General features: G+C 60.7%; 14 protein-coding genes. 13 read left to right on the top strand and 1 reads right to left on the bottom strand.

The genetic code is table 11. The features are described 5' to 3' along the window. Positions 1-9 precede the first annotated feature (9 nt). The 4 genes from nqrM to F0M18_RS19565 are packed head-to-tail and all read left to right on the top strand — an operon-like array spanning position 10 to position 3,443. On the top strand, positions 10-249 hold the full coding sequence (gene nqrM / locus F0M18_RS19580) for a (Na+)-NQR maturation NqrM (protein WP_149613149.1): 240 nt from the start codon (positions 10-12) through the stop codon (positions 247-249). Positions 250-263: 14 nt separating this feature from the next. Beyond that, positions 264-1,529 carry a lipoprotein-releasing ABC transporter permease subunit gene (locus F0M18_RS19575; protein ID WP_188109826.1) on the top strand — a complete coding sequence of 422 codons (1,266 nt, stop codon included), beginning with the start codon at positions 264-266 and terminating at the stop codon, positions 1,527-1,529. After that, positions 1,522-2,202 carry an ABC transporter ATP-binding protein gene (locus F0M18_RS19570; protein WP_149613148.1) on the top strand — a complete coding sequence of 227 codons (681 nt, stop codon included), beginning with the start codon at positions 1,522-1,524 and terminating at the stop codon, positions 2,200-2,202. The genes F0M18_RS19575 and F0M18_RS19570 overlap by 8 nt, the downstream gene beginning before the upstream one ends. Beyond that, positions 2,199-3,443, top strand: coding sequence for an FtsX-like permease family protein (locus F0M18_RS19565; RefSeq protein WP_223178023.1), 1,245 nt, complete (start codon positions 2,199-2,201; stop codon positions 3,441-3,443). The genes F0M18_RS19570 and F0M18_RS19565 overlap by 4 nt, the downstream gene beginning before the upstream one ends. On the opposite strand, the gene F0M18_RS19560 is transcribed toward F0M18_RS19565, so the two are convergent. Next, on the bottom strand, positions 3,424-3,957 hold the full coding sequence (locus F0M18_RS19560; RefSeq protein WP_262501004.1) for a DUF2062 domain-containing protein: 534 nt from the start codon (positions 3,955-3,957) through the stop codon (positions 3,424-3,426). The genes F0M18_RS19565 and F0M18_RS19560 overlap by 20 nt on opposite strands. Positions 3,958-4,108: 151 nt before the next feature. Here F0M18_RS19560 and F0M18_RS19555 point away from each other — a divergent pair, with 151 nt between their 5' ends. From F0M18_RS19555 to uvrC, 9 genes are all read left to right on the top strand, one after another. Then, positions 4,109-6,385, top strand: a complete 2,277-nt coding sequence (locus F0M18_RS19555; protein WP_149613146.1) for a DNA internalization-related competence protein ComEC/Rec2 — start codon at positions 4,109-4,111, stop codon at positions 6,383-6,385. A gap of 73 nt (positions 6,386-6,458) precedes the next feature. Continuing rightward, positions 6,459-7,082, top strand: a complete 624-nt coding sequence (locus F0M18_RS19550; protein WP_149613145.1) for a MotA/TolQ/ExbB proton channel family protein — start codon at positions 6,459-6,461, stop codon at positions 7,080-7,082. Then, on the top strand, positions 7,079-7,510 hold the full coding sequence (locus F0M18_RS19545; protein ID WP_149613144.1) for an ExbD/TolR family protein: 432 nt from the start codon (positions 7,079-7,081) through the stop codon (positions 7,508-7,510). Before F0M18_RS19550 ends, F0M18_RS19545 begins: the two co-directional genes overlap by 4 nt. Continuing rightward, the gene (gene msbA / locus F0M18_RS19540; protein WP_149613143.1) at positions 7,503-9,344 is read left to right on the top strand and encodes a lipid A export permease/ATP-binding protein MsbA; all 1,842 of its coding nucleotides are present in this window, start codon (positions 7,503-7,505) and stop codon (positions 9,342-9,344) included. Before F0M18_RS19545 ends, msbA begins: the two co-directional genes overlap by 8 nt. Further along, positions 9,344-10,351 (top strand): tetraacyldisaccharide 4'-kinase, encoded by a 1,008-nt coding sequence (gene lpxK / locus F0M18_RS19535; protein ID WP_149613142.1) that lies wholly within the window; start codon positions 9,344-9,346, stop codon positions 10,349-10,351. Before msbA ends, lpxK begins: the two co-directional genes overlap by 1 nt. Then, positions 10,336-11,097 (top strand): 3-deoxy-manno-octulosonate cytidylyltransferase, encoded by a 762-nt coding sequence (gene kdsB, locus F0M18_RS19530; protein WP_149613141.1) that lies wholly within the window; start codon positions 10,336-10,338, stop codon positions 11,095-11,097. The genes lpxK and kdsB overlap by 16 nt, the downstream gene beginning before the upstream one ends. After that, the gene (locus F0M18_RS19525) at positions 11,094-11,588 is read left to right on the top strand and encodes a low molecular weight protein-tyrosine-phosphatase (RefSeq protein ID WP_149613140.1); all 495 of its coding nucleotides are present in this window, start codon (positions 11,094-11,096) and stop codon (positions 11,586-11,588) included. Before kdsB ends, F0M18_RS19525 begins: the two co-directional genes overlap by 4 nt. Beyond that, on the top strand, positions 11,569-12,597 hold the full coding sequence (gene murB / locus F0M18_RS19520) for a UDP-N-acetylmuramate dehydrogenase (RefSeq protein WP_188109825.1): 1,029 nt from the start codon (positions 11,569-11,571) through the stop codon (positions 12,595-12,597). Before F0M18_RS19525 ends, murB begins: the two co-directional genes overlap by 20 nt. After that, a complete protein-coding gene (gene uvrC, locus F0M18_RS19515; protein WP_149613138.1) occupies positions 12,594-14,432 on the top strand; it encodes an excinuclease ABC subunit UvrC in 1,839 nt (612 codons plus the stop codon). The genes murB and uvrC overlap by 4 nt, the downstream gene beginning before the upstream one ends. Positions 14,433-14,435: the final 3 nt, after the last annotated feature.

Raw genomic sequence — 14,435 nt, 5'->3', positions numbered from 1 at the left:
GAAGAGATTATGTCGATGTTCCTGATCAGTGTGCTGGTAATCGGCTTGGTAATGGCCGGGATGGCTGTTGGCGTCATCATGGGGCGCCCCCCGATCAAGGGATCCTGTGGCGGTATGGGTGCGCTTGGAATCGACACCGCCTGCGAGATCTGCGGTGGCGATCCAAAGCGCTGTGACGAAGAGACCCGTGACGGCGAGAACGCGCGTGCCAGGCCGGAGTTGTTCTATTCCGCTGACAAGCCTGAATAATTGAGTCCCGGTTTTTGAGCGCCAGCCGCACGCACGCCATACGGCACTATGCCCCTTTTATCGGCCTGCGCTACAGTTTCAGTCGCAAGCGTAATCGCTTTACCTCGGTAATTGCCATGGTGTCCATGCTGGGCATGGTCATCGGCGTTGCGTCCCTGATCACAGTGCTGTCGGTGATGAATGGCTTTGGCGAGGAATTGCGCGGGCGTATCCTGTCCCTGGTGCCGCACGGCTTTGTCGAGTCTGGCGCAGGCGAAATCCGCGACTGGCAGGCGCTGGCCGGACAACTGGAGCAAGCCGCCGATGTGGTCGCGGTCTCACCCTTCATCTCCGACAAGGTCATTTTCACCAGCGGCCGGACCATTCGCGGCGGAGTGCTCACCGCCATCGATCCGCAACGGGAGGGACGGGTCTCGCGTATCCCCCAGACCATTACCTCCGGTTCCCTGGAAAGCCTGTCACAGCCAGGTTTCAAGCTGGTTCTCGGTGCCTCGCTGGCCCGCATACTCGGCGTGGCGGTGGGGGACCGTGTGGAAGTCACCGTGCCGCGCTTAACGGTGACCCCCCTGGGTATTTTTCCGCGTAGCAAGCAGCTCGAGGTGGGTGGCATTTTTGAAGTCGGGGCGCAGCCAGATACCTTCCAGGCCTACATAGGGCTCGATGACGGGCAGCGCTTGCTTGGCCCGCGCTCAGGCGTGCAGGGCTTGCAGGTCAGAACGCGGGACCTGTACTCGGCGCCGCGGGTTATGCAGGCCCTGGCTGGCGCTCTGCCGCCGGGCCTGACCGTAAAAGACTGGAGCCAGACTCAGGGCTCGCTGTTTCAGGCTGTCAAGATGGAAAAGCTGATGGTCAGCCTGTTATTGCTCAGTGTCGTCGCCGTGGCCGCTTTCAATATTGTTTCCACGCTGGTGATGTCAGTGGCGGAGAAACGGCGCGATATCGCCGTTTTGCGCACCATGGGTGCGAGGGCGAGTGGGGTGATGGCGATATTTGTGGCCCACGGACTGGGGCTGGCAGCGGTGGGCATATCCTTCGGAGTACTGCTCGGCGTACTCATAGCCAGTAATGTCTCCAGCCTCACCCGTTTCGTCGAGGACCTGTTCGGCGTCAAACTGTTCGATCCCGCGGTGTATTTTATCAGTGAGTTGCCGTCCACACTGGAGTGGTCCGATGTGATCGCGGTTGTGCTTGCATCCCTGTTTCTGAGCCTGTTGGCCACACTGTATCCGGCCTGGCGCGCCGCACATGTGGCCCCGGCAGAGGTTCTGCGCTATGAATAACCCGGTATTACACTGTGAGGCTCTGGAGCGAACTTACACCGATGGCGATCGTCGTGTGCAGGTGCTCAGGGACGTCAACCTGACCCTGGCGGAGGGAGAGAAGATCGCCGTGGTCGGCGCATCCGGCTCGGGCAAGTCCACTTTGCTGAACCTGTTGGGCGGTCTCGATAAACCCAGCTCAGGCCGGGTTCTGCTTTGCGGTGAAGACCTGGCCTCGCTGCCTGAGCGCAAGCTGTGCCGCTTACGCAATGAGCACCTCGGTTTTGTTTACCAGTTTCATCACCTGTTGCCGGAGTTTGACGCCCGCGAGAACGTTGCCATGCCGCTGCTTATCGGTGCGGTGCCGCGCAAAGAGGGCCTCGAGCGGGCCGCCGCCATGCTGGATCGGGTGGGAATGGGGCATCGCCTGTCGCATCGCCCGGGGCAGTTGTCGGGCGGCGAACGGCAGCGCGTGGCCATTGCCCGCGCCCTGGTCGCGGAACCGGATTGTGTACTGATGGATGAGCCCACCGGAAACCTCGACCCGCACTCGGCGGCACAGGTCCTGGAACTGGTTGATGAGCTGGGTGCGCTGAGCTCCGCTTTTGTCGTGGTGACGCACGATCCTGATATCGCGGCACACATGCACCGCACCCTTGAACTGGTTGACGGCCGCCTGGAGGCGCAGCCTTGAATTGGGCCGATCGCCGTCGCATTGCCCTGCGCTACACCTTTGCCTTCGGCCAGGGACATCTGTCGACGTTTCTGTCCTCCCTTTCCATGCTCGGCCTGGTGCTGGCAATTGCACTGCTGATCGTGGTGCTATCGGTGATGAACGGGTTTGACCGCGAAATGCGCGAGCGCATATTGTCACTGGTGCCGCATATTACCCTGTACTCGCACCGGCCCATGACGGACTGGGAGGCCTTGCAGGAGCGCGTTGCAGCACACCCGGCAGTACATTCGGTGACCCCCTTCACCCAGTTTGACGCGCTGTTCATGCGCGGTACAGATATCGAAACGGCGCGGGGCATCGGTATGGCCGTGGACGACCCGGCCACGGAGCTGATGCTGGCTTCCCTGGCAGCCTCGCAGCGAGCGGCGTTCGAGCAACGGCCGGATTCGCTGCTGCTGGGTGTGGGGATCGCCAGGCGCCTCGGTGTCAGCGCAGGCGACACGCTAACGTTGATCGTCCCCGGTGGCGGGCTGACGGGCGATACGGGCGCGACGCGCCTGGAAGCACTCTATCTTGCCGGCGTTGTCGAGACCGGCACAGAGCTCGACCAGGGCGTTGCGCTGCTGCACCTGGCAACGGCATCGAGGTTGGCGGGGCTGGGGGAGGCGGTGAGTGGCTTGCGGGTCAGCACCCTTGACCTGTTTACCGTCGGCAGTACCGGTTGGGAGTTGGTGAACAGTCTGCCGGTGGGGCATTACGCTACCAACTGGATGATGACCCACGGCAACCTGTATGCGGCGATTCAGCTCTCGCGCGACCTGGTAAGCATACTGTTGCTATCCATTATCGCGGTGGCGGCATTTAATGTGGTGTCTTCCCTCGTGTTGGTGGTTTTTGACAAGCAGGACAATATCGCCATCCTGAGGACACTGGGTGCGTCGGGGGCTGATATCGCCTGGATATTCGTATTGCAGGGGGCATTGATTGGCGTGGTTGGCGTGCTCGCCGGCAGTCTGCTGGGGGCGGGGCTCAGTCAGCTGGTTCCGGGCCTGGTGGCCACACTGGAGCGTCTCCTGGACATCCGTTTTCTGAATACCGATGTCTACCCTGTCGCGTTCCTGCCAGTCGATTTGCTGTTACGCGATGTGTTGATGGTAGGCGGCGTGGCACTGCTCATGTGCCTGCTGGCAGCGGTTTATCCGGCACGTCGGGCGGCGCAACTGGCGCCCGCGATGGTACTCAATCAGGATCGCAGCTAGCGGTTTTTGCCGCGGCTTTCGCTTCTGCCTGCATGGCCACGGCCAGGGCGCGACGTCGTTTACGCTCACGCCACTGCCTGGCCACACGCAAGCGCCACAGAACATTGATCACAAAATACCCAACAGAGCCAAAGAACAGGCCGCAGAGCAGGCAGCCCAGTAAAAACGGTTGCCAGATGGCAGCCAGCCTGTGGTTGAGCCAGTGAAAACTCAACTCAAATTCTATGGGTTGCACGGGCACATCGATGATCATGGCACCGAGCTTGTAGGCCAGGAAAAAAATCGCCGGCATGGTGACCGGGTTGGTAATCCAGACGAGCCCGACCGATAGCGGCAGGTTACAACGGAACAAGACCGCCAGCGCTGCTGCGGCAACCATTTGCCCGGGTATGGGCATAAACGCGACAAACAGGCCAACAAAGAACGCCATCGCGGACGAGTAGCGATTGACATGCCAGAGATTGGTGGCGTAGATCCAGTCACCGAGAACGCGCAGAGAGCGAATTCTGCGCATCCTCTCCACGCTGGGTGTGATTGACTTGAGGGTTTTTTTTGGCATTGCCCAATCGGTCGCTTCTGATGTGCCAGTGAACGCCTCGGTGTGCTTGACTGTTCTGGCGGTGCACTGCGCCGTTATTATGCCCGCAACCTGACTGGTTCTCTACATGCGTGTTTGGATGCTCGGCTTCCTGCTGGGGACGTTTGCCGCCGTGATTTCTCCCTGGCTGCTGCCGCTCTGGTTAAGCTGCGTTGTAATCATGGTGGCGGCAGCGCCAATCTGGCGCATAACAGCACTGAGTCTGCTGGTATCAGGGCTGTGCCTGGCCATGGCCCTGACGTCGCTGCGCGGTGCACAAATGTTGCAGGCGCGGCTCGACTCGACGTGCAATGCCGCGCCGGCTGTAGTCACTGGTCTCATCAGTTCGCTGCCACGCCACACGCCAATGCAATCCGGGCAAGCGCGACAGCGGTTCGAACTGCGCGTCGAGAGCATCGAGCCCTCGGCCTGCTCAGGGCCGCGCACGCTGTTGCTGACTTACTACGGCGAGCAGCGACTGCAACCCGGTGAACGCTGGCGTTTCCACGTCACTCTGCGCAGGCCCTGGGGTCTGGCGAACCCGGGTTCCTTCAATATGCAGTCCTGGTATGCGCTAAGCGGGATTGACGGACTCGGCACGGTGAGTGCGCGGGCCCACCGGCTCGATGATTGCGAAGCTTGCCGTTTGCGTTATGCGGCGCATCGCCTCCGCCAGCACGTCAGTGCTGTCATTGAGAGGGCTGGTTTATCCCCCCTGGCGACGGCGGTCCTGCAGGCGGTGTCGGTAGCAGACAAGAGCGGCATCGACTACCAGAAGTGGTACCTCTTCCAACAGTACGGCATTAACCATTTACTGGTGATTTCGGGCCTGCACGTGGCGTTTGTCGCGGGTCTCGCCTATTTGCTGGGGCGCTTGATGTGCAGCTGCTTGCAAGGTTACTCCGCACGTGCGGCCGCACTGCCATGGCCGGAAATATGCGCTGTTGGTTCAGCGAGCTGCTATGTGGCATTGGCCGGTTTTTCGGTTGCCACGGTCAGGGCACTGATAATGCTGCTGTGCTTCATGCTGGCCAGGATCTGCGGCCGCACCAGCAGCGGATTCAACAGTCTGCTGCTGGCGGCACTGGTAGTGCTGGTGCTAAATCCGCTGGAAATTGTCGGTAGCGGGTTCTGGCTGTCGTTTGGGGCTGTGGCCGCACTGCTGTGGATGGCGCAATGGCAGCGGCGCCGTGGTCCCCTGGGCAGGGCGGTGCAACCGCACATGGTGATGACCCTGCTGATGTTGCCAATGGGTGCGATCTGGTTGGGTGGAAGCAGTTGGGTGGCGGCGCCTTCCAATATGCTGATGGTGCCGCTGACGGGCCTGTTGGTGGTGCCGCTGGCGCTGCTGGGTGTGTTGTTGCATGGCGTCAGCGAGTCCCTGACGTTGCTGTGCTGGCAGGTCGCCGCTGCGCCGCTCGACATTGTCGGTCCGGCGGCAGCACTGCTGGCAGAGCGCTACCGATTGTTTGTGCCCCTGCATGCGACGCCTGTCGCGCAGTTACTGGCGCTGTTAGGCGTGATGGTAGCAGTGATGCCGTGGGCTGCGCGCTATCGACCCGGTATTGCGGCCCTGTTTCTGCCTCTGTTACTTGGCAGGGCGGCCTCTTCAGAGATGCCAACACTGGATGTGCTGGATGTGGGGCAGGGCTCTGCGGTGGTGTTCCGCGCCGGGAATCGCGCGCTGCTCTACGATACCGGCGGAGGCAGCCCGTCGGGCCCGAACCTGGCGGCCAGTGTCGTGTTGCCATGGTTGCGGGCTGCTGGCGTGACTCGCCTGGATACCCTGGTGATCAGTCATGAAGATCTCGACCACAGTGCGGGAGCCAGCACGGTTGTCGACGCCATGGAGGTGGTGCACTGGCTGGCTGGTGAGCCGCGAGGCGTCCGCGCGCGGGGCTGTCGCACGGGTCAGGCCTGGTCCTGGCCGGGCGACATTCGTTTCCACATTCTCTCGCCGGTTGGTACCGAGGAGGGCAATGACGCTTCCTGCGTCCTGTTCATCCACGCGCCGGGCATGCGCGCGCTGCTGGCCGGGGATATCGGGGTAGGGCAGGAGCGGGCGCTGATCAGCTATTGGCGCAGCGCGCTTGCTGCCGATGTGCTGCTGGTGGGCCACCATGGCAGCCTGACGTCGACGTCACAGGCCTGGCTGAACTGGGTATCGCCATCTTTGGCAATAGTAGGCGCGGGTTATGCCAGTCGCTTTGGCCACCCGCATCCCACGGTCATCCAGCGGCTGCGGAGGGCGGGTATCAAGGTCCGGGAAACAGCGTTGACCGGGGCAATCACGGTTCGTCCCGGTGCCACGGGAACCCTGGAGCTGCGGTATCACCGCGATGGCCTGCAACCCTGGTGGATGTGATTTTTCCGCAGTTCCGTCACTCTAGGGCGTGTGCGTATAATGGGCCCTCCGAGAAAAACTGGCGAGATGTCCTGTGCTGGAATTGTTGACAGCTGGCGGATGGTTGATGGTGCTTATAGTGCTGTGTTCCATCGTAGTGCTGGCAATCTGTATCGAACGACTTATTACCCTGAATCCGAAAAAAATCGCGCCTCCGCATTTGCTGGCCACGGTCTGGAAGCAACTCAAGGCGGGCGAGATGGATGCAGCCCGGCTAAAGACCCTGAAACAGTCGTCGCCGCTGGGCCGAATACTCGCCGCCGGCCTGGGTAATGCCTATCACGGCCGCGAGGTCATGAAAGAAAGTATCCAGGAAGCAGCACAGCACGTGGTGCACGACCTCGAGCGCTATCTCAATACGCTGGGCACCATTGCCGCTATCGCACCGCTATTGGGTTTGCTGGGTACCGTGCTGGGTATGATCAAGGTGTTCGCCGAGATTATGGCACAGGGCACGGGCAATGCGAGCGTGCTGGCTGGCGGCATATCCGAGGCGCTGATTACCACTGCTGCGGGCCTCACGGTGGCAATACCGGCGCTGGCCATGCACCGCTATTTTGTCGGCAAGATCGACGGTATTGTGGTCGAGCTGGAGCAGGAGACCATCAAGCTGGTGGACGCTCTGCACAGTGAAGAGCACCTGGAAGAAAGCACTTGAAGTTTCGCCGCCAACGCCTGGATGACGTGACCGTCAACCTGACGCCACTGATCGATGTGGTGTTCCTGCTGCTGATATTTTTCATGGTCTCCACCACGTTTACCCGCGAAACCCAGCTCAGTGTTGACCTGCCCGAAGCGCAGGGGCAGCTCAAGGAAACACAACAGGACGGTATCGAGATCCTTATAGATGAGAGCGGTCGCTATCGCGTGAACGGGCAGGGGCTGGTGGACAACCGCATGCGTACCCTGCAGGCGGCGATCTACAAGATTTCAGCCGGCGACACGACCATGCCGATGATTATCACGGCAGACGCGCAGGCTGCGCATCAGGATGTGGTTCGGGCGATGGACGCTGCCGGACAGATGGGCTTCGTGCACCTGAGCATAACCACGCGACAGCCCGCCGAGGCTGCTGCCGATGGCTAGGGGCGAAAAACACACCGGTCCAGCCCGGTCAGGCCATCAAAGCGACTGGCAGCTGTATCGCCGTTTGCTTGGCTACATCGTGCCTTACTGGTGGGTTTTCGCCCTCAGCCTGGTCGGTTATATCGTCTACTCCGCCGGCAACGTGTTGCTGGCAGACATGATGCAGTTCCTGCTCGATGCGCTCAACAATTCCGAGGCTGCCGACTCCGGCCTGGTGTCCCGCGTTGCCTACGGCCTGTTTTACGAGGAGGGGATGGACCGGCTCGAGTTCACGCGCATTGCTTTCCCCCTGTGCCTGGTGGTACTGGCCTTCACCCGTTCCATGGGTTTCTTCGTCGGCACCTATTTCATGAATCACGTGGCGCGCAACCTCATACACCAGTTGCGTTGCGAACTGTTCGACAAAATGCTGGTGGCCCCCAGTGCCTACTACGATTCGCACTCACAGGGCGTGCTGATTTCCAAAATCACCTTCAATGTCGAGCAGGTCTCCGGGGCTGTTACCAAGGCGTTGAAAATTATCGTTCGCGAGGGGCTCACGGTTATTGCCCTGATCAGCTACATGCTGTACCTGAATTGGCGCCTGTGCCTGGTGTTCCTGGCTGTGGCGCCGCTGATCGCGTTGGTGGTGAGTGTGGTGGGCAAGCATTTCCGGCGTTATAGCCGACGGATACAGGCATCCATGGGGGATGTGACGCAGGTATCCAACGAGAGCATCGGCGCCTACCGCGAAGTGCGGATATTCGGCGGGCAAAAACAACAGTCTGAGCGTTTTCACAGTGCCAGTGACTACAACCGCGCACAGAGCCTGAAAATGGCCCTGCTTGATGCGCTGAGTACGCCGGTGATACAGACCCTGCTCGCGGTGTCGCTTGCGGTACTTGTCTGGTTCGCCCTGAATCCCAAATTGCTCGCTGATTTTTCAGCGGGATCCCTGGTGGCTTTTTTGACGGCAGCGGGCCAGTTGGGTAAGCCCATACGCTCGCTGTCCGGTGTGCAGAGTATCATCCAGCGAGGCCTGGCGGCAGCGGAGGACATTTTCGCGCAACTCGATGAAGAAGAGGAAAAGGATAGTGGCCAGGTAGAACTGGAGCGTGCCCGCGGCGAGCTCTCCTTCAGGCATGTTTACTTCGCCTACCCGGGCACGGATGAGCAGGTCCTGCAGGATGTCTGCCTCGATATTCCAGCCGGTCAGACCGTGGCGCTGGTTGGTCGCTCCGGGAGTGGCAAGAGCACACTGGTGCAACTGCTGGCCCGTTTTTACCAGCCCAGCGCCGGCGACATCCTGCTCGACGGTACACCGATAGACCAGTACACCCTGGCCAGCCTGCGCAACCAGGTGGCAATGGTTTCCCAGAATGTGACCCTGTTCCACGATTCGGTGTACAGCAATATCGCCTACGGCACGTTGGCTGAGTCAGGGCGTGAGGCCGTGGAGCAGGCGCTTGATGCCGCCTATGCGCGTGACTTCATCGACCGCCTGCCCGCGGGCATGGATACGGTACTGGGGGATGACGGAGGCGGGCTGAGTGGCGGGCAACGCCAGCGCATCGCTATCGCCAGGGCATTCCTGAAGGACGCCCCGGTGATCGTGCTGGACGAGGCTACCTCAGCGTTGGACAACGAGTCAGAACATCGTATCCAGCGCTCGCTGGAGCGTATTTCACAGGGGCGTACCACGATTATCATCGCGCACCGACTGTCTACTGTAGAGCACGCTGATCGCATAGTGGTGATGGACTCAGGCCGGATTGTCGCCAGTGGCACTCACGCGGAACTCCTGGCCAGCGACGGTATCTATGCCCAGCTTTATCACCAGGAATTCACTGATTGATGTCCACTCACCTGGAGTCAGCGTGGTATCGCGGTGCCCCCTGGCTCTGGCTGCTGCGCCCGCTGGAGGCGCTGTTCCGGGCGGTGTCTGCCTGCAGGCGCTATTGCTACAGCAAAGGATGGTTACAGTCCTACCGTGCTGCCAGACCGGTGATCGTCGTGGGCAACATTACGGTAGGCGGCACCGGTAAAACCCCGGTGGTCATTGCGCTGGTTGAGGCGCTCGCTGAGCGGGGCATCCGTTGTGGTGTGGTCAGTCGTGGCTATGGCGGCAAAGCCACAGAATATCCGCTCAGGCTGGACGACACGGTTGATCCTGCAGAGTGTGGCGATGAACCGCTGTTGATACATCGCCGCACTGGCGCGCCGTGCGTGGTCGACCCGGATCGGCCGCGCGCCGTTGACATGCTGCTGCAGGACACATCGGTGCAGCTGGTCATAAGTGATGATGGCCTGCAGCACTACGCACTCAATCGCGATATGGAAATCGTGTTGCTGGATCAGCAACGCAGGCTGGGGAACGGCTTTTGCCTGCCCGCAGGCCCCCTGCGCGAACCTCCATCGAGGTTGCAGGACGTCGACTTTGTGCTTTATCGAGGCAGTGCTGACGCGATTGAGGGTGTGCCCTACCGTGCCGATGTATGGGTCAACCTCGTTACCGGTGAACGCCGGCAGTTGCATGCATTTCGCCAGCAGGATGGGCTGCAAGCGCTGGCCGGCATCGGGCAGCCCGACCAGTTTTTTGCCACACTTGATGCTTTGGGTTTGCACTACCAGCGCCATGTGTTCGCCGACCATCACGCATACACCGCGCAGGACCTGGCGGCGCTGGCCGGTGATACCGTTCTCATGACGGAGAAGGACGCGGTAAAATGTCGCGCTTTTGCAGGCGAGAATGCCTGGTATCTGCGTATCGATGCCTGCCTGCCCGAAGCGGTAATAGAGGCGGCCGCCGGCCTGGTCCTGTCCAGTACACCTGAAAGGGAAATCCAATGTCTTTCTCAGTAGTGATTCCAGCCCGTTATGGCTCTACCCGCCTGCCGGGAAAACCCTTGCTGGATATTGCCGGCAAGACCATGATCCAGCGCGTCTGGGAGCAGGCCTGTGCCAGCGGCGCCAGTGAAGTCATTGTAGCGACGGACGATGCACGCATCGAGGCGGCTGCTGTCGAATTTGGTGCCAGGGTGTGCATGACCGACCCCAGTCACCCGTCGGGGACGGACCGGCTGCAGGAAGTCGCCAGCGCCTGTGGCTGGGCTGATGACCGCATCGTGGTAAATGTGCAGGGCGATGAACCGTTGATACCGCCGGCACTGATCGGGCAGGTCGCTGCCAACCTAAAGGCGCAGCCTGGCGCAGCGGTCGCCACATTGTGCGAGCCTGTGGCCGAACACGCCGAACTGGTCAACCCCAATGCAGTCAAGGTGGTGATGGCCAGCGATGGTATGGCGCTGTATTTCAGCCGAGCGACCATTCCCTGGCCAAGGCAGGCGTTTGCCGCTGGCGGACATAAAATGCCCGCGGGGCACTGGTATCGCCACATTGGTATCTACGCCTATCGAGTCGGGTTCCTGCACCGTTATGTCGACTGGGAACCCGCCCCCATCGAGGAACTGGAGCAACTGGAACAACTGCGTGCGCTGTATCATGGCGAACGCATTCATGTCGCCGTCGCCAGTGAACCGGTACCCGCCGGCGTGGATACGGCAGAGGACCTGCAAGTAGTGCGCGAGAGACTGGAGCAAAGCGTATGAGCGAAAAGTCCAAGACCGGGGTGCTGTTTGTTTGCCTGGGCAATATTTGCCGTTCGCCGACCGCCCACGGAGTTTTTGCAAGCATGGTGCGAGAGCAAGGTATGCAGGACCGGGTGCGGGTGGATTCCTGCGGCACGGGTGACTGGCATATCGGTCACCCGCCCGACAAAAGGGCGGCGGCGGAGGCAGCCCAGCGAGGTTATGACCTGAGTTCTTTGCGTGCGCGGCAAGTGCAACCGACGGACTTCCGTGAGTTCGATTATATTCTTGCCATGGACGAACAGAATCTCGCCGATTTGCGCGCTATGTGTCCCACTGATTTTTCCGGTTACCTCGGTTTATTTTTGCCCTTTGATCCCGCCGCCACTGTGGCGGAGGTTCCCGACCCTTACTATGGGGGTGACGAAGGCTTCACCAGGGTTCTGGATATGGTGGAAGCCGCCAGCGCGGGATTGCTGCGGGAGATCTCCGGTGCAGATACGCCTGACTGAGCAACTGCTGGACAGTAATACCTTGCGCCTGCCAGCTCAGGCGGAAGCCTTTGCCAGTGCGCACGGCGAGCGGGACCTGCTCAGGGCGATGGACTGGGCAAGAGCGCGCGGGCTGGCGGTGATGCCGCTGGGACAGGGCAGTAATGTGGTGTTTGCCGGTGATCTGCAGGCCCTGGTAGTACGCCAGTGCAATGCGGACATACAAGTACTGGCGCAACAGGAGTCGTGGGTCACGCTGCGTGTATCCGCAGGCCACGACTGGCACGCACTGGTGTGTCGGTGCCTCGATATGGGCTTCTTCGGGCTGGAAAACCTGGCATTGATACCCGGGACGGTAGGAGCAGCCCCGATCCAGAATATCGGCGCTTACGGTGTTGAACTGGAACAGTTTGTAGAGGCGGTACACTGCCTGTACATCGATACGGGTGAGCCGGTTGTGCTGACCGGCAAAGAGTGTGAGTTTGCCTATCGCAACAGTATTTTCAAGCACGAGCTGCGTGACCGGGTCATTGTCACTGCCGTGGATTTCCGGCTGTCGCGAGAACCGCTATGCAATGTCCAGTATCCGGCCTTGCAGCGTGCGCTGGCAGCCCGCCACATCACCACACCATCGCCCCGGGATGTGTTTTCGGCGGTGGTGTCTGTACGCAGGGAGCGTCTTCCGGATCCCGCCCAGTACCCCAATGCCGGAAGTTTCTTCCATAATCCGGTGGTAACAGGGGCCCAGGCGCGCGACCTGGCTGAGCAGTGGCCAGACATGCCCCTGTATCCACAGGCGCACGATACCGTAAAGTTGCCCGCAGCATGGTTGATTGAACGCGCGGGTTGGAAAGGCAGGCGCGATGGCGATGTCGGAGTGTATCCCGAACACGCTTTGGTGCTGGTAAATTTTGGCGCTGCCTCCGGTGCAGCGTTGCTCGAGTTTGCCCGGCATATCCAGCAGGCAGTCGCCGCCATGTTCAAGGTGCAACTGAATATCGAGCCGAGGGTCTACGGTGCTCCAGTATGACAGCCTTTGATCACAAGGCGTTTCTCAGCACGCTGACAACCCGCCCGGGTGTTTACCAGATGTATGACGAGGCGGGGAAACTGCTCTATGTCGGCAAGGCAAAGAACCTGAAAAACAGGGTGGGCAGCTATTTCCGAGCCAGTGGGTTGACCGACAAGACCATGGCTCTGGTGGCACGCATACGCGATATTCAGGTTACCGTGACAACCACTGAGGTGGATGCGCTGCTGCTGGAGCACAACCTCATCAAGAGTCATCGCCCGCCCTACAATATCCTGCTGAAGGACGATAAGTCATATCCCTATATTTTTGTCTCTGCGGATCGCTTTCCGCGGATATCGCTGCACCGCGGCGCGCAGAAGGCCAGGGGTCGCTATTTTGGTCCCTATCCCAGCGCCGGTGCCGTGCGCGAATCGCTGCACTTTTTGCAAAAGGTGTTCAAGGTGCGGCAGTGCGAGAACAGCTATTTCCGCAATCGCACGCGCCCCTGCCTGCAATACCAGATTGATCGCTGTACCGCCCCCTGTGTTGGACTAGTGGATGAGGAGGAGTACGCGCGTCAGGTAGACGATACGTCATTGTTCCTGCGCGGCAAGTCGCAGGAGCTGATGGTGCGGCTGGCCGATGATATGGAGAAAGCCGCGGCCGAGTTGGCCTTTGAAAAAGCTGCTGTTTTTCGTGACCAGCTCAGTCAGCTGCAACAGGTGCAGGCCACGCAGGGGATCGAGGGCGTTACCGGTGACCTGGATATCATCGCCGCCGCGGTCGCTGCGGGTCGAGCCTGTGTGCAGATCCTGTTTGTCCGCGGCGGTCGCGTACTCGGCAGTAAAACCCATTATCCACCCTTGAAGCTGGAGGTCTCGCCCGGCGAGGTCATTGCCGCATTCATCCCGCAATACTACCTGGGTGGTGCTCGCGCGATCCCCGCGGAGATTCTCGTCAACGATACGCCGGAGGCAGTCGACGTGCTGGCAGAAGCTCTCAGCGTTGAGGCGGGTCGCCGTGTCAGTCTGCGGCAGCGGGTGCGCGATGCGAGAGCGCGCTGGTTACGTCTCGCTGTACAGACCGCACAGACCAATCTCGAAGCGGAGCTGGCTGGCAGGCAGTCGGTGCTGGATCGTCTGGAAGCCCTGCGGGATCTGCTGCAGCTTGAAGCAGTTCCCGAGCGCATGGAATGTTTTGATATCAGTCACAGTTCCGGGGAAGCGACCGTGGCATCCTGCGTGGTGTTTGACCAGGCCGGTCCGCGTAAGAGCGATTACCGAAAGTTTAATATCGAAGGCGTGGCTGCCGGCGATGACTACGCGGCCATGCAACAGGCGCTGGAACGACGCTACAAACGTGTCCGTTCAGGGGAGGCCGTACAGCCCGACGTGCTGTTTATCGATGGCGGCAAAGGGCAGGTCGGCCAGGCCATGGCGGTTCTGGACGAACTGCAGATTGAGGGTGTTAAAGTTATCGGCGTGGCCAAGGGTGTTACCCGCAAGGCCGGCTTCGAGACGCTGGTGGACGGCCATACCGGTCGAGAGTCGCAGCTGCCCGGCGACAGTCCGGCGCTGCACCTGATACAGCAGATCCGCGACGAGGCACACCGTTTTGCCATCAGTGGCCACCGCGCCCGGCGCGACAAGGCCCGCAGGCGCTCAGTGCTTGAGGATATACCGGGTGTCGGGGCCAAGCGTCGCCGGGAGCTGTTGCGGCACTTCGGCAGTGCCAGTGGCGTTGCCAACGCCAGCGTGGAAGAGTTGAAGAAAATTTCGGGGATTAGTGCCACAATGGCGACTCAGATTTACGATCATCTGCACGCGACGGGTGACGCCACGGAGAGGAAGTAGGGA

It is taken from the genome of Pseudohalioglobus sediminis (assembly GCF_008370495.1).
GTDB lineage: Bacteria > Pseudomonadota > Gammaproteobacteria > Pseudomonadales > Halieaceae > Halioglobus.
The sequence above is the reverse complement of the archived record's forward strand: the minus strand, read 5'-3'. Positions and strand labels throughout refer to the sequence as shown.